The organism is Bordetella bronchialis (assembly GCF_001676705.1).
Taxonomy (GTDB): domain Bacteria; phylum Pseudomonadota; class Gammaproteobacteria; order Burkholderiales; family Burkholderiaceae_B; genus Bordetella_C; species Bordetella_C bronchialis.
Genome location: NZ_CP016170.1, coordinates 963,127 through 977,923, shown reverse-complemented (window position 1 = coordinate 977,923; position 14,797 = coordinate 963,127). Strand labels below are relative to the sequence as shown.

Here is a 14,797-nt window from a genome sequence, read left to right as displayed (position 1 = left end):
GCAGGTCTTTCCGACTTGCCCGTGGCGTACAGCGTCCAGCGCTTGCCCCGCCCTGCCGCTTCGCGCATCATGCGGCTCTGATGGATGGCGCCGCGCGACCCCGCGGCACCGAGCCCCGGCGGCGCAACGCGGCCGATCCCACCCGGCAGGAGCAGCAAACAATGGATGTATGTGTATTCGGCGCAGGCGCCATCGGCGGCTTCATGGCGGCGCGGCTGGCCGCCGCCGGCCAGGCCAAGGTTTCGGTGATCGCGCGCGGCGCGCACCTGGCGGCGGTGCGCCAGCATGGCCTGCGGTTGCTGTCCACGGGCGGGGATGTCTCCGCGCGCCCGGCCCAGGCGGTCGACCGGCCGCAAGACCTGCCGCCGCAGGACATTGTCTTCGTCACGCTGAAGGCCTACGCGCTGCCCGGCGCGGCCGCGGCCATCGCGGGCCTGCTCAAGCCGCAAGGCCACGCCGTGTTCGTCACCAATGGCCTGACCTGGTGGTGGAAGCACGGGCAAGCCAACGCCGGCCCCCTGCCCCTGCTGGACCCGGACGGCGCCCTGTGGAACACGCTGACGCCGCAACGCGTGCTGGGCTGCGTGGTCTACGCGCCGAACGAGGTCATCGAGCCCGGCGTCATCCGCCATACCGGCCCCAACCGCTGGCTGCTGGGCGAGCCCGACAACAGCGACAGCGCCCGCCTGCGCGCCACCGTGGCGCTGATGCGCCAGGCCGGCCTGGGCGCGGAAGCATCCATGGACCTGCGCCGCGAGGTATGGACCAAGCTGATGCGCAACGCCGCGCTGAACCCCTTGTGCGCGCTGACGCGCTTGCCCGCCACGGAGCTGTCGCGCGATCCGGAGCTGCTGGCCATCGGCGACGGCATCATCGCGGAGCTGGTCGCCATCGCGGCTGCCCACGGCAGCCATGTCGAAGGGGATGCGGAAGAGGCGCGCGCGGCATTGCGCCGCGGCGGCCCGGGTGGCGCCGCGCCGGCGGGCGGCATGCGCCCGTCCATGCTGCAGGACGCCCTGGCCGGCCGCCCCACCGAAGTGGAAGCCATCCTGGGACAGCTGCAGGCTTTCGCGCGGGAAGCGGGCATCCCTTGCCCGCATATCGATGGCGTGCTGCCGCTGATGCGCGGCCTGGATCGATCGCTGCGGTTGCCAGCCGGCGCCTAGGGCAGCTGGCGCCGGCAAGGCGGATGCGACCAGCGCCGCCGCCTGCCTACCGCGCCGCGAACGCCACGGCGGCGCCATCGAAGGCGCCGTCCACCTGTCCGAACAGCATGCGCGTCTCGGCCTCGGTCAGCCCCCCATAGGCGCAGTTCGCCTGGAACTTGCGCGTCAGGTCTTCATCGCTTAGCGGATGTTCCGCGCCACCCTTGAAGTAGCCCTGGCGGAATTCGTGCACCGTGCCGTCGGCCATCTTCACGCGGACATGCCCGGTGAACTGCCTGGGATAGGGGTTGGCGGGATCCACCACGTAGGACACCTTGGACGCCACATCGAGTATCGCCGCCTCCTTGACGATGACGTCGTCGTACTCGCGCAAGCCCGCGTCGCCACGCACGATCGCCACCGCGATGGCGTAGGGCACGCTGAACTTGGCGGCATAGCCATTGGGCGGGCGGCGCTTCTGCGCCAGCGGTTCCCACAGGCGATGCAGCACGCCTTCCGCCGCTTCGCATTCGATGCTGGCGATGGACGCCGGCGGCAGTCCCAGCTTGCCGAATTCGCGCGCGCAATCGATATAGGGATGGCACATGGTGCCGCAGGCGTAGGGCTTGAAGGCGATGGTTTCCCAGATCCACGTGTCGCCGAAGCCCGCCATCATGGCGTCGAAGTCGCCGTCGGCGGTGTTCGCGAAGCCGTGGAACAGGCCGTGCGTGCCTTCGAAGACGGTACGCGGCCCCTTGAAGCCTTCCATCGCCAGCCGCACCGCGCGGTACCCCGATTGCGCCGCCCAGCCCGGGTGCATGCGCTTGGTCCACGAGCCATCGGCCAGGTATTCGATGATGCCGGACGCCATGCTGCCCGCGATGCCGAAGGCATCCACCAGTTGTTCCTCCGTCAGGCGCAGCGCGGCGCCGATGCCGGCCACGGCGCCCATCACGCCGAACACCGCCGTCGGATGGAAGCCGGCCTTGTGCACCTTGGTGGGCGCCACCGCGCACAGGCGGCACATGATCTCCGACCCGATGGCCACGCCGCGCAGGAAGTCCTGGCCCGACAAGCGGTGGCGCTCCGCCGCCGCCAGCAGCGCCGGCACGATTACGACACCCGCATGAACGGGGCCGCCCTCGAAGGTGTCGTCGAAATCCTCGCCATGCGCGGCGATGCCGTTGACGAAGGCGGCGCCCTCCGGGCCCAGCTTGCGGCCATGGCCCAGTACCGTGCACGGACCATCGGCATCGATCGCGGCCATCGCCGCGCGCACGTAAGGCTGTTCCCGCGCGGCGATGCAGATGCCGACGATATCCAGCACCATCCGGCGACCCGTTTCGCGCGCGGCCGCCGCCCGCTGCGGCTGCGCGGCCAGGATGCCGCGCGCCAGGCGCTGCGAGATCGACACTTCGGGGTTACTGCTTTCCTTGGACATGGTCTTTCCTGTTGAGATGCGCTTGAGTGCCACTTGCGTGCAATTGCCTGGGTGCCGGTGGCGTCAGTCGATGGAGATCTTGCTGTCGTGGGCGACCTGGGTCCAGGTCCCGACTTCCTTGGCGATGTAGTCGCCGAACTGCGCGGGGCTCATCGGCATGGGGTCTATGCCCAGCTGCTCCAGCTTCTGCCGGAAGTCGGGCGATTTCAGGATGTCGTTCACCGTGGCGTTGAGCTTGTCCGTCACGGCCTGCGGCATCTTGGCGGGGCCCACCACGCCGTACCACGTCAAGGCCTGCATGGAGGGATAACCCAGCTCCTGGAACGTAGGCACGTCGGGAAGCACGGCCTGGCGTTTTTCGCCGGTGACGGCCAGCGGGATCACCCGGCCGGACTTCACCGTGGGCAGCCCCGCCGCCACGCCGGGAAATACCGTCTGCACGCGCCCGCCGATCACGTCCGTCAACGCCTCGCTCATACTCTTGTAGGGGACCGACAGGTCATTGAAACCGGCGGCGTGCTTGAACTCCTCCATCGCCAGATGGTTCAGCGTTCCGTTGCCGGACGTGCCATAGCTGAGCTTGTCGGGGTTCTGCCTGGCATAGTCGACGAACTCCTTCAGTGTCTTCACGCCCAGGTTGGGGCCGACCAGCAGCATGTTGGCCGTGCCGCCTATCATCGCGATGGGCGTGAAGCTCTTTACCGGGTCGTAAGGCGTCTTGCGCACCGCGGGGTTGGTGCCATGCGTGGCGACGTAGGCGATCATCAGCGTGTAGCCGTCCGGCGCGGCGCGCGCCGTGTCGGACGCGCCGATGATGCCGCCCGCGCCGCCCTGGTTCTCGATATAGAAAGACTGGCCCAGCCGCTTGGACAACTGCTCCATCAGCAGGCGGCCCACCACATCCACCCCGCCGCCCGCGCCTTGCGGCGCGATGACCCGGACCTTGTGATTGGGATAGTCGGCCTGCGCATGGGCGACGTGCGCGCCCAGGCCCAGCGTCAGGGCCAATCCGGCGCGCGCCGCGATACGGGCGGTGGTACGTACGAGCTTCATTTCATCTCCATTGGAATTTTTGTCTCAGCCCAGGTAGGCGCCGCCGTTGGCGTGCATGGTCTGGCCGGTCAGGTACCTGGCCTTCGGTCCGCACAGGAAGGCCACCAGGTCGGCCACTTCCTGCGCGGTGCCGCGCCGCCCCAGCAGGGTCGTGTGCCTGGCGTGATGCGCGGGAGTCCCCTGCGCGGAATGGCCGCGTGCCGTATCGATCAGGCCCGGCACCACGCAATTCACCGTGACGCCGTCGCCGCTCAGGTCATGCGCCAGCGCGCGGGTCAGGCCGACCAGGCCCATCTTGGCGGCGATCACATGGGCGCGGCCGGCCGATCCGCCGTGCGCGGACATGCCGCCGATGTTGACGATGGCGCCCGCCGGCGCGCGGCGCAGGTAGGGCGCGGCGGCATGCGCGCACAGATACGCGCCGTCCAGGATCACGCCCGTGACCTCGCGCCATTGCCGCCAGTCCAGCGCTTCGAACGGCGCCTCGCGCCGGATGGCTGCGTTGTTGACCAGGATATCGATGCGCCCGAAACCGCCCACGGCGGCGTCGATCAGTGCCTGCGCGCCGTCCGGATGCGAGATATCCGCCAGGTGCACCAGCGCATGGGCGCCGGCTTGCCGCACCAGTGCGGCGGTTTCCTCGGCCTCCGCGGCGGAGCGCTGGGCGTTCACCACCACGTCCGCGCCCTGGCGCCCCAGTTCGACGGCGATCGCGCGGCCGATGTTGCGCGCCGCACCGGTCACGATCGCCACCTGTCCGGACAAGGGCCGGTCCATTGCCGCCTGTCCGGATACGGGCCGGCTCGCTGCTTCACTCATGCGCTGTGCTCCTGAACTCCATCACGGGTGCTCCGGACCGCGGGGCCCGTGGCCGGGGCGCGGGAACCTGCAGCGCCTTGTCGGGCCGCATCCAGAACGACATCACGATGCCGACCGCCAGGATGGCGATCGACACCAGAAACGGCGAGGTATAGCTGCCCGTCACGTCGACGATGTAGCCGAAGGTGATGGGCGAGATCACGGCGGCCAGTCCCGCCGCGGTGCTGACGAAGCCGGTCGCCACGCCGGCATACTGCGGCGCCACGTCCATGGGCGTGGCGAAGACGGGCCCCGCGCTCAATTCCAGGAAGAACAGCGCGGCCGCCAGGCATAGCGCCACTACGGTCTCGTCCTGCACGAACAGCACGCCGGACATGAACAGGATGGACCCGCCGAAGGCCAGGATGACCACATTGCGGCGCGCGGCATTCACCTTGCCGGTGCGCGTATAAAGCCAGTCCGTCAGCATGCCGCCCGCGGTATTGCCGACCACCGCGGCCAGGAACACCGCGCCGGTATAGAAGGCCGAATGCTTCAGGTTGATGTGGAAATGCGAGACGAAGAAGCTGGGCAGCCAGCTCAGGTACATCCACAGCGCCCAGGCATGGGCGAAGAACACGATGGTGACGGGCAGGATCCGGCGCAGCAGCGCCAGCCAGGGCACCGCCTGGCGCTTGCCGTCCTGGCCGCGCGCCGCGTCGGTATAGGGCGGCAGCGCGGCCAGTTCCTCCGGCGTGATGGCGCGATGCTCGCGGGGGTCGTCGCGGAAGTAGCCGTACCACAGCGCCACCCACACCAGGCTGACGACGCCCATCACCACGAAGGCGCCGCGCCAGCCCACGAAGGGAATCATGAAGACCACCAGCGGCGGCGTCAGCGCGGCTGCGGCGCGAGAGGCCGAATGCGTGAAACCCTGGGCGAAGCCACGTCGCTCGCGCGGGACCCAATTGCTCATCGCCCGCGTGGCGACGGGGATGGTGCCGCCCTCGCCCGTGCCGACCAGCAGGCGCGCCACGATCAGGCCGCCCAGTCCGGTGGCGAAGCCGGTGACCAGCGTGCCCAGCGCCCATACCAGGCCCGACAAGGCCAGCATGCGCCGGGGCCCCAGGCGGTCGCCCAGGTAGCCGCAGACGATCTGGAAGATGGCGTAGCAGTAGCCGAAGGCCGCCAGCGCGACACCCAGGCGCGTATTGCTAAGCCCGAACTCCTGCTTGATCAGCGGCGCCGCCACCGACAGGTTCACGCGGTCCACGTACTCGATGAAATACATGGCGCACAGCAGGATGAACACCCTGCCCGGCGTGCCACGAAAAACCCTTGCCTTGATAGCGGCCATTTGTCTCGCTCCACGGGGTAGCCAGGGAACCGCCAGTGGCGGTTCTCTTATTCGCGGACGCTGTGTCGCGTCCTTGTTGTCCTTGGTTTGCGCCCCCGCGGGCCCAAGACGGGCGATGGGTCTTGCCACCGCCTCGAATGCATTGCATCCTACAGATTGTCGACGATTCTACAATCTGCCGCATACAGTACTTTTGATATCCTTACCGCGCGCTGAAGTCGGCCCAAATATCCGCGCCCGCCACACATCCCGCCCTTGGCGGCGCACCGCCTTCGGCGCGCGACGATCCAACTCAAGGGTAGTAATCCAATGGCTTCCTCTTCCGCCTCGCCTTTCGATCTGCTGCGGTCCATGACCTTGTCCGGCCTGGTGCAGGAAGAAATCCTGCGCGGCATCAAGTCCGGCGAACTCACCGTGGGCTCGCGCCTGAACGAAAGCGAACTGTCGCAGCGCCTGGGCGTCAGCCGCAGTCCGCTGCGCGAGGCCTTTCGCGCGCTGGAGGAAGCCGGGCTGGTCCGGCTGGAGAAAAACCGCGGCGTGTTCATCCGCGATCTGTCGGACGAAGAGGCCGCCGAGCTGTACGACGTGCGTGCCGGCATGGACGAAATGGTGGGCCGGCGCCTGGCGCCCCGCATCACGGACGGACAACTGGCGGAACTGGGCGCCATGCTGACCGAGCTGGAAACCACTTCCGCCCGCGACGGCGTCAACCGGTACTTCGAATTGAACCTGGCCTTTCACGACCGGCTGGTGCAGATGACCGGCAACGCCACGCTGCTGGGACTGTACCGGCAGGTGGTGAACCGCATCCATCTGCTGCGCCGGCGTGGCTTCTCATTGGCGGGCAGTTCCTCGGCTTCGCACGCGGAACATCGCGCCATACTGGAAGCCCTGAGGACGCGCGACGCCGATGTCGCGGCGCGCGCCATGCGGCAGCATGTGGAAAGCGGCTACCAGCGGGCGCTGACCGCGCATCATCTGGAAGAAAGCCCCGCGCCGACGCGCATGCCCGCTTGATCGCGCGACGCAACGGGGCAATTGCCAGCCGGTTCGCCCGTCTCCGTCACATGGCCTGTCATCCAGCATGCGCCGCGGAAGCCGACCACACCGTCCACCTGTCCTGCTCCACGATACCCGCGCCAACCGGCACATGCGCGCGGATGAAATCGACCAGCGCTTCGATCTCCGCATCGTTCAATTCATGCAGGATCGATCGTCCGGTGCGCGCGCGCAGGTCGCGAGCCAGCGCGTCGAAGTCGCCATAGGTCTTGCGGGTCTCCCATAGCGTGCGCGACTCCACGCGCGTAAAGCCCGTCGCCTCCAGCGCTTTCCTGACGCCGGCGTCGTCGGGACGGCGGCCGGATTCGAAGTCGCGCAGGCGGGGAAAGCACTCGAAGAAATAGCCGCGTATGTGCGGGGAAGATCCCGGCAGGCCGACGTCGTCCACCGTACGGTCCTGCACCAGCAGCATGCCGCCGGGCGCCAGCAGCCGCGCGGCTTCCCGAAAGGTGTCCGTGTATTCGGACAGATGGTGTATCAGTGCGCGCTGGAACACGACGTCCGCGCATGCGGCAGGCAGTCCGGTGTCCTGCGATGAGCCGACGCGAAACGCCAGATTGTCGCGTCCCTGGGCTTGCCTGGTGGCGGTGTCGATCATGACTTGCGAGAAATCCACCCCCGTGACGTGGGCCGCGCCCAGCCGGGCCCACGCCAGGGAATAGATGCCACCGCCGCATCCCACATCCACCACGCGCTTGCCCTCGGGGTCGAGCAGACCGGCAATCGCCCGCGCCCAATCCGCATGCGCGTCGCGATCCGCATAGCTGTCCTTGACCGTTTCAGAGTGGAAATCGATGCTCATGGTTTACTCCAGCATATCGTTCGAGCGCCCGCGAGGGGATCGGATAGCCCATCGCGAAACGCCCATTCTGGGACGGCGATGCAGATATGTAAAATATATTGTTCGTCCTACATGGATATGCATTACATCTGCATCGCACGCGATGGAACTTCGTCATTTGCGCTATTTCGTCGCGGTCGCGGAGGAACAGCACATGACCCGGGCCGCACAGCGCCTGGGCATACAACAACCGCCGCTCAGCCAACAGATCCGCGACCTTGAACGCGAGCTGGGCGTGCGCTTGTTCGACCGCACGCCGCGCAGCATCAAGTTGAACGGCAGCGGCCAGGTGTTCCTGAAAGACGCACGCCGTCTGCTGGCCGACGCCGAAAGCGCCGTAGCGCGGGTACGGCAGGCATCGCGCGGCGAGTCCGGACGCATCGCGGTGGGCTATACCAGTTCCGCCTCCCTGCACCCGCTCGTGCCCCGGCTTCTCCGGGCCTTTCACGCCAGGCATCCGCACGTCGACCTGGAATTCCAGGAGAACGCCACGCGGGATTTGCTGGAGGCCGTGGCGGGCGAATCCATCGATGCAGCGTTCGTACGATCGACCACCGACCGATACCCCAGCTTGCGCTCGATCGTACTGGCCGATGAACCCATGGTCGTGGCCCTGCCTGTCGGTCATCGGCTGGCAAAGCGCCGCAAGGCGATCCTGCTGGCCGAGCTCGCGGAGGAACCCTGGATCTTCTACCGCCGCGCCGACGGCCCCGGCATCCAGGACGAACTGATGCCGGCCTGCCGCAAAGCCGGCTACACGCCCCGCATCGTCGCCGACGTCCCGCGTCTGCTGTCCGCCGTCACGCTGGTTTCCGCCGGGCGGGGGATTACCATCGTGCCGCGGGCGATAGACGCGGTGCACCAGGAAAGCGTCGTGTACCGCAAACTGGCTGCGGCCTCGGCCTTCACCATCCCCTTGACGCTGGTGTTCCGCGCATCGCCTTCCGCGCCGGTGCGGCGTCTGGTCGATATGGCCCTCGCCGAGAAGAAAAAAGGCGGCTCGCCTGGCGCTTGAATGTGCCGGTGCCAGTCGCGAAGCGGTGGCCGGTCCTGCGCGGGCCGACACCACGCTCGCCAATTCCGCGCCCCTTTACGCCTGCCCTGGCCCTGTGGCAATCTGTCCGCCCACCCCCGCTTTGCCACCGCGCATGCCAGTCCCGGCGCGCGGCGCCGTCGGGCCCGCACCCACCCGGCTTCGAGCCAGAGCTCCCAGGGCGTCCATCGCACCCGCGACATCCAGAAGGAAGGCGAAATCACCATGACTGACAAAATCTTCGATACCTCGGCACCGTCGACGACCACGACGGGCGCGCCCGCGGTCAGCGACCGGAACTCCCTGACTGTGGGCCCGGACGGCCCCATCGTCCTGCACGATGTGCACTTCCTGGAGCAGATGGCGCACTTCAACCGGGAAAAGGTCATCGAGCGCCAGCCCCACGCCAAAGGATCCGGCGCCTTCGGCGTATTCGAAACCACCGAGGATGTCTCGAAGTACACCAAGGCCGCCCTGTTCCAGCGCGGCGCCAAGACCGAGATGCTGGCACGGTTTTCGACGGTGGCCGGCGAACAGGGCAGTCCCGACACATGGCGCGACGTGCGCGGATTCTCGCTGAAGTTCTACACCAGCGAGGGCAACTACGACCTGGTGGGCAACAACACGCCGATATTCTTCGTCCGCGACCCGATGAAGTTCCCGCACTTCATCCGCAGCCAGAAGCGCCTGCCCGACAGCGGGCTGCGCGACAACCACATGCAATGGGACTTCTGGACCAACAACCCGGAAAGCGCCCACCAGGTGACGTATCTGCTAGGACCGCGCGGGTTGCCTCGCACCTGGCGCCACATGAACGGATACGGCTCGCATACCTATATGTGGGTCAACGCCAAGGGCGAGCGTTTCTGGGTGAAGTACCACTTCCACAGCCAGCAGGGCATGGCGTTCTTCAGCAACGCCGAGGCCGCCGCCATGGCCGGCTCCGACGCGGACTTCCACCGGCGCGACCTGTTCGACGCCATCAAGCGCGGCGACTGTCCTTCGTGGGAGCTGTCGGTGCAGATCATGCCCTATGCCGACGCCAGGAGCTATCGCATCAATCCTTTCGACCTGACTAAAGTATGGCCGCACAAGGACTACCCGCTGATCAAGGTCGGCAGGATGACCTTGAACCGCAACCCGGTGAACTTCTTCGCCGAGATCGAACAGGCGGCGTTTTCGCCCGGCAACACCGTGCCCGGCATCGGCCTGTCGCCCGACAAGATGCTGCTGGGCCGCGCGTTCGCCTACAACGACGCGCAGCGCAACCGCATCGGCGCCAACTTCCACCAGTTGCCCGTCAATCAGCCCAAGGTGCCCGTCAACACCTATATGATCGACGGCCCCATGACGTATCACCACACCGGCGCGGCTCCGGTGTATGCCCCGAACAGCGGCGATCGTCCTTGGGCGGATGAGACCGGCAAGGTCGATAACGGCTGGGAATCGGACGGCGAAATGGTCCGCAGCGCCTATACCCTGCGCGCGGAAGACGACGACTTCAGCCAGCCGGGCACCCTGGTGCGCGAGGTATTCAGCGACGCCGACCGCGCCGCGCTGGTCGAGACGGTGGCGGGCAGCCTGCTGGGCGGCGTGCGCGAGCCGGTCCTGAGCCGGGCTTTCCAATATTGGCGCAATGTCGATCCGGAAGTTGGCGCGCGCATCGAGGACAAAGTCCGCAAGGGCCAGGCGGGTAAGCCCGCGGAGGGTCAAGGGCAGGCTTAGCGAGGCTGTCCTGCTTGCATCGGCATGGCCTGCGCATCTTGCCGGCGGGACGCTACGGGAAGCGTCCCGCCGGACAATTCAATGAGCCGTTGCACAGGTCTACGCAGCGCGCGTCAGCAACGATACTCGTGAGCGTTGGATCCGGCGCGAGCCACGCGTCGCCGTAAAGCCCTAGTTCCCGCCATTGAGCAAAGGTTGTCTCCCGCCAACCAAGGATTTCTGCAGCAATTTCAGCGCCTTTTTCTGTTGGGCCAGCAAGTCAGCTTTGGATCGCAGGGCACAGTCAATCACATCTATGAGCAGTTTGTTGAGCCATGCCTCCACTTTCTCCGCCGCTAATTCCGCGTTCTCGGTGACCCACTTGAAATTGATCTTCCGATCTCTTTCCAGGTCGACCTCCGATCGCTTAAGTTTTGCGCCGACAATCCTGGCCCACAGGTAGGTCGCCGGCGTTCTCTCGGCACCATCACCAGGCGCGATATCAAACCGGACGCCGTAAGCCACCCTAATCCAATCCGTCCCATGGCCAAGAGAATGGCGAGCAAAGACGTAGACGTCCCCGCCGTATTTCAGGCGATTCTCCAGGTAGCCTCCCGCTATAGGTGATCGACCGGACTTCTGCTCCCTGACGCGGTTCCGAACGGCAAAGTCGATACTCGCGCTCTTGGACCTCCGGCCGTAATCTTCACCCAGGGTTTTAATGCCAGCCTCCCTCCATGCCGTTTTGAAATGCCCATGAAAATAGCCTGAGGTAAGTTGCATGTTCTTCAGAAGGTTTGAGAACTGTGCCGGCCCATCGAGATTGTTCGCTCCGAACTCGTTATTGCACACCAGCCGCTTCAGATAACGAATCAGCGAACTTCCGTTTATATCCTGCATGGCATTCCCTTCTTCTTCTAAATATTTGACTAGCATCTCAATCAAGTCCGACTCGCCCGCATAAGTGCGCAAATGGCGTGTTAACGCGTCCCAACGGCGTACTTCAATGCCATCCGCCCTGTACAGCTCGCGGGTAAGTAGCAACACATACCGTTCGTCACGCCGCTCATCCCGCCAGGCCTTGTAATCCGCAAGTTGCGCGGGCTTGAGTTCGGTTTCGGGGAGCGGCTTATCGTGATACTTGATCTCTATCAGTGCAGTGGGCTCTTTAGCGTCACCGCAGAACACTGCCAAGTCGGCGCGCCGACGCCCCAGGCGCCCTTTGAAAACGTACTCCGCTTCAAATCGAACGGTACCTAAAGTCCGCAGCGGTATATTGAAAACCTTTGCGAGGAAGGAGGCCAGCACGTGTGGACGCCTGTTGCCGACCTCCTGCAGAATCAAGCCCAAGTGACGACCGTACAAGTCGGCATGGAACCAATTCTGAATCGCGCTAAAGAAACTAGTCATCGACCTGCGCCTAGCTCGTTATCTACACCCGGATTCCGGGCACAGTTGGAATAACTCAATTTATCATTAGTTACATACGAGTCAAACGATTAGTCCGCCGAAGGCTCATGGGCCCCGGTGAAATCGACGACGATGAGGTTTTCGCCACGCGCCCGCGAGCAGCCTGCCATGCTGCGGGTGCCGGCCAAACACAAACGGCACGGGTCAAAGCCACCCGTCCCGCGACAGGTCAGGAGACAACATGACGGCATCCATCAGCGTTGGTGGGCGGGCGCTCCGCTACACCGATATCGCGGCGATCGCGGCGCAAGCCGGCCGCGACATCCATGCCTTCCCCTACGTGATCCGCGTGCTGCTGGAGAACCTGGCGCGCCATCGCGCCTGGGGCGCGGACGTTTCCGAGCAGGAGCTGCAATCCGTCCTGGACTGGCGCAGCCATACGGACGCCGGACTGCCCCTGCGCGTGGCGCGGGTGTTCCTGCCCGACTCCAGCGGCCTGCCCGTACTGCAAGACCTGGCGGCGCTGCGGGACGCGGTGGCGAAGCACGGTGGGGACATCGACGCCGTGGACGCACGCATCCCGGTGGACCTGATCGTGGACCATTCGCTCCAGGTCACCTACTGGGGCGACACGCAGGCCGTGGTCCGCAATATGCAGTATGAGTTCAAGCAGAATGCGGAGCGCTACCGCTTCCTGAAGTGGGCGCAGCAGGCCTTCAACGGGCTGCGCGTGTTTCCACCGGGCACCGGCATCATCCATCAGGTCAATCTGGAGTTCGTATCGCCCGTGGTGCAGCTCCAGTCCCGCGCCGATGGAGATTGGGCCTATCCGGATTTCGTGATCGGCGGCGATTCGCATACGCCCATGATCAATGGCATCGGCGTGCTGGGCTGGGGCGTGGGCGGCATCGATGCAGAGGCCGCGCTGCTGGGCCACGCCTATACCTTCCCGGTTCCCGAGGTGGTCGGCGTGCGGCTGGTGGGGCGCATTCCGCCGCCGGCGCTCACCACGGATGGCGCATTGCTGATCACGCAGAAGCTGCGGGAATTCAAGGTGGCCGGCAGCATGGTGGAATTCTTCGGCCCGGGCGTGCGCGAGCTGGCGGTGCCTGAACGGGCCACCATCGCGAATATGGCCCCGGAGTACGGCGCGACCTGTGGGTTCTTTCCCGTCGACGCGGCTACCATCGAGTACCTGAAGATCTCCGGCCGCGATCCCGACGTGGTCGAGCGCGTGAAGGCGTATTGCCGCGCCAACGCCTTCTGGCGCGAGAACCCGGAAGAAACGCCACCGCAATTCAGCCGCGTGCTGGAAATCGATCTGTCCGAAACAGTGCCTTCCATGGCGGGTCCGCGTCGTCCCCAGGATCGCCTGCCCCTGCCCGCCATCCCCGCCGACTTCCGCGCGCGGCTGCACAAGCCCGCACTGGAAGGCGGCTTCGCGGTGCCCATGGATGACGATCTGCCCGCGACCGCCTTGCCAGCCGATGGCGACGCCCCGCTGCGCCTGCCGCACGGGGCGGTCGTGCTGGCCGCCATCACCTCCTGCACCAATACCTCCAATCCGGCCGTAATGATGGCCGCCGGCCTGGTGGCGAAGAAGGCCGTGGAACGCGGCATGCATGTACCTGAATGGGTCAAGACCTCGCTCGCGCCGGGCTCGCGCACCGTTACGCACTATCTGCAAGGCGCGGGCCTGTTGCAGCCGCTGGAGGCGCTGGGCTTCGCCGTGATCGGCTACGGCTGCACGACCTGCGGTGGCAAGTCGGGATCGTTGCCCGAGCCGGTCGTGCGGGCCATCGAGCGCGACGGCTTCGTCTCGGTATCGGTGTTGTCCGGCAACCGCAACTTCGAGGGCCGTATCCACAAGCTGATCCGCGCCAACTATATCGGCGCGCCGCCGATGGTGGTGCTGTACGCCTTGGCGGGACGCATCGATATCGACCTGGACAAGGAGCCCATCGGCAGGGATCGCGACGGCCGGCCGGTTTTCATGCGGGATGTCTGGCCGACGCCGCAGGAAATCCAGGCCGTGCTGCCACTGGCGAACGCCCGCGAGATTTTCGAGGCGGTGTACGACCCCGCCAACCTCGACATCCAGACCTGGCGCGAGATGGATGCGCCGTCCGGCCCACGCTTTCCGTGGGATCCGCAATCGCTCTATCTGGTCGACCCGCCCTTCTTCAAGGACGAGCCGCATGGCGACAGCCTGGCCGGTCTTGCAACGGCGCTGCGGCAGGCCACGGTGTTGGCCGCCTTTGGCGATTCGCTGACGACCGACCATATCTCGCCTGGCGGGGAAATCCCGCTGGAGACGCCGGCCGGCCAGTACCTTGCCGATGCCGGCGTGCCGCAGCGCGAGTTCAACAGCTATGTGGCGCGCCGCTGCAACTTCCATGTGATGACGCGGGCCACCTTCGGCAACATCCGCATTCGCAACTTGCTGCTGGAGGGCGAGGAAGGCGGCGATACCCTGCACTTCCCGGATCGCAGGCGCATGAGCATTTTCGACGCGGCGAACGCGTACCGGCAGGCGGGCCGCTCCACCATCGTCATTGCCGGCAAGGAGTACGGCACCGGCAGCAGCCGCGACTGGGCCGCCAAGGGCACGGCGCTGCTGGGGGTGAAGGCCGTTATCGCGGAGTCCTTCGAGCGCATCCACCGCGCGAACCTGATCGGCATGGGCGTGTTGCCGCTGGCGTTCAAGCCTGGCGAAGGCTGGCGGCAGCTAGGCCTGCGTGGCGACGAGACGTTCGGCTTCGAGAACGTCGAGCAAGGCGTCCGCGACGGGCAGACCATACGCGTCACGGCTCGCGGGGGCGACCGGGAGATTCGTTTCGACACCATCCCGCAGGTGCTGACCGCGGCCGAACGGCGGCTGATGGCGGAAGGCGGCATCCCCATGAGCGTGTTGCGGGGATTGCTGCCGGACAGCGTTACGGCGCAATCCCGATAG

The 14,797-nt window shown here is 66.2% G+C and carries 11 protein-coding genes; 5 read left to right on the top strand and 6 right to left on the bottom strand.

What is annotated here, in order from left to right:
• Nucleotides 1-161 precede the first annotated feature (161 nt).
• Nucleotides 162-1,166 carry a ketopantoate reductase family protein gene (locus tag BAU06_RS04285; protein WP_066357977.1) on the top strand — a complete coding sequence of 335 codons (1,005 nt, stop codon included), beginning with the start codon at nt 162-164 and terminating at the stop codon, nt 1,164-1,166.
• 46 nt (nt 1,167-1,212) lie between these two features.
• Here BAU06_RS04285 and BAU06_RS04280 read toward each other — a convergent pair whose 3' ends face one another.
• From BAU06_RS04280 to BAU06_RS04265, 4 genes are all read right to left on the bottom strand, one after another.
• Nucleotides 1,213-2,586 (bottom strand): MmgE/PrpD family protein, encoded by a 1,374-nt coding sequence (locus BAU06_RS04280; RefSeq protein WP_082993518.1) that lies wholly within the window; start codon nt 2,584-2,586, stop codon nt 1,213-1,215.
• A 63-nt stretch (nt 2,587-2,649) separates the two neighbouring features.
• Nucleotides 2,650-3,639: a Bug family tripartite tricarboxylate transporter substrate binding protein gene (locus BAU06_RS04275; RefSeq protein WP_082993517.1), complete on the bottom strand. Its 990-nt coding sequence runs from the start codon at nt 3,637-3,639 to the stop codon at nt 2,650-2,652.
• A 24-nt stretch (nt 3,640-3,663) separates the two neighbouring features.
• Entirely contained in the window at nt 3,664-4,458 is a 795-nt protein-coding gene (locus BAU06_RS04270) for an SDR family NAD(P)-dependent oxidoreductase (RefSeq protein ID WP_231933998.1), read from the bottom strand.
• Nucleotides 4,451-5,794 (bottom strand): MFS transporter, encoded by a 1,344-nt coding sequence (locus BAU06_RS04265; protein WP_082987967.1) that lies wholly within the window; start codon nt 5,792-5,794, stop codon nt 4,451-4,453. Before BAU06_RS04265 ends, BAU06_RS04270 begins: the two co-directional genes overlap by 8 nt.
• 309 nt (nt 5,795-6,103) lie before the next feature.
• Here BAU06_RS04265 and BAU06_RS04260 point away from each other — a divergent pair, with 309 nt between their 5' ends.
• Complete coding sequence (locus tag BAU06_RS04260; RefSeq protein ID WP_066344698.1) at nt 6,104-6,811, top strand: GntR family transcriptional regulator; 708 nt, start codon at nt 6,104-6,106, stop codon at nt 6,809-6,811.
• Nucleotides 6,812-6,869: 58 nt separating this feature from the next.
• Here the strand turns inward: BAU06_RS04260 and BAU06_RS04255 are convergent, their stop codons facing one another.
• Entirely contained in the window at nt 6,870-7,655 is a 786-nt protein-coding gene (locus BAU06_RS04255; RefSeq protein ID WP_066344696.1) for a class I SAM-dependent methyltransferase, read from the bottom strand.
• Nucleotides 7,656-7,797: 142 nt separating this feature from the next.
• Between BAU06_RS04255 and BAU06_RS04250 the strand changes: the two genes are divergently transcribed.
• Together BAU06_RS04250 and BAU06_RS04245 are read left to right on the top strand one after the other, a co-directional pair.
• Nucleotides 7,798-8,709, top strand: a complete 912-nt coding sequence (locus BAU06_RS04250; protein ID WP_066344691.1) for a LysR family transcriptional regulator — start codon at nt 7,798-7,800, stop codon at nt 8,707-8,709.
• 243 nt (nt 8,710-8,952) lie between these two features.
• Nucleotides 8,953-10,452, top strand: coding sequence for a catalase (locus tag BAU06_RS04245; protein WP_066344685.1), 1,500 nt, complete (start codon nt 8,953-8,955; stop codon nt 10,450-10,452).
• A 171-nt stretch (nt 10,453-10,623) separates the two neighbouring features.
• Here BAU06_RS04245 and BAU06_RS04240 read toward each other — a convergent pair whose 3' ends face one another.
• A complete protein-coding gene (locus BAU06_RS04240) occupies nt 10,624-11,841 on the bottom strand; it encodes a hypothetical protein (protein ID WP_066344683.1) in 1,218 nt (405 codons plus the stop codon).
• A gap of 241 nt (nt 11,842-12,082) precedes the next feature.
• On the opposite strand from BAU06_RS04240, the gene acnA reads away from it, so the two are divergent.
• Nucleotides 12,083-14,797: an aconitate hydratase AcnA gene (gene acnA, locus BAU06_RS04235; RefSeq protein WP_066344681.1), complete on the top strand. Its 2,715-nt coding sequence runs from the start codon at nt 12,083-12,085 to the stop codon at nt 14,795-14,797.

Coding starts and splice junctions, on each gene's coding strand:
- BAU06_RS04260 (WP_066344698.1), top strand. CDS start 6,104: ATGGCTTCCTCTTCCGCCTCGCCTTTCGATCTGCTGCGGTCCATGACC.
- BAU06_RS04285 (WP_066357977.1), top strand. CDS start 162: ATGGATGTATGTGTATTCGGCGCAGGCGCCATCGGCGGCTTCATGGCG.
- BAU06_RS04255 (WP_066344696.1), bottom strand. CDS start 7,655: ATGAGCATCGATTTCCACTCTGAAACGGTCAAGGACAGCTATGCGGAT.
- BAU06_RS04245 (WP_066344685.1), top strand. CDS start 8,953: ATGACTGACAAAATCTTCGATACCTCGGCACCGTCGACGACCACGACG.
- BAU06_RS04270 (WP_231933998.1), bottom strand. CDS start 4,458: ATGAGTGAAGCAGCGAGCCGGCCCGTATCCGGACAGGCGGCAATGGAC.
- BAU06_RS04240 (WP_066344683.1), bottom strand. CDS start 11,841: ATGACTAGTTTCTTTAGCGCGATTCAGAATTGGTTCCATGCCGACTTG.
- BAU06_RS04280 (WP_082993518.1), bottom strand. CDS start 2,586: ATGTCCAAGGAAAGCAGTAACCCCGAAGTGTCGATCTCGCAGCGCCTG.
- BAU06_RS04250 (WP_066344691.1), top strand. CDS start 7,798: ATGGAACTTCGTCATTTGCGCTATTTCGTCGCGGTCGCGGAGGAACAG.
- BAU06_RS04265 (WP_082987967.1), bottom strand. CDS start 5,794: ATGGCCGCTATCAAGGCAAGGGTTTTTCGTGGCACGCCGGGCAGGGTG.
- acnA (WP_066344681.1), top strand. CDS start 12,083: ATGACGGCATCCATCAGCGTTGGTGGGCGGGCGCTCCGCTACACCGAT.
- BAU06_RS04275 (WP_082993517.1), bottom strand. CDS start 3,639: ATGAAGCTCGTACGTACCACCGCCCGTATCGCGGCGCGCGCCGGATTG.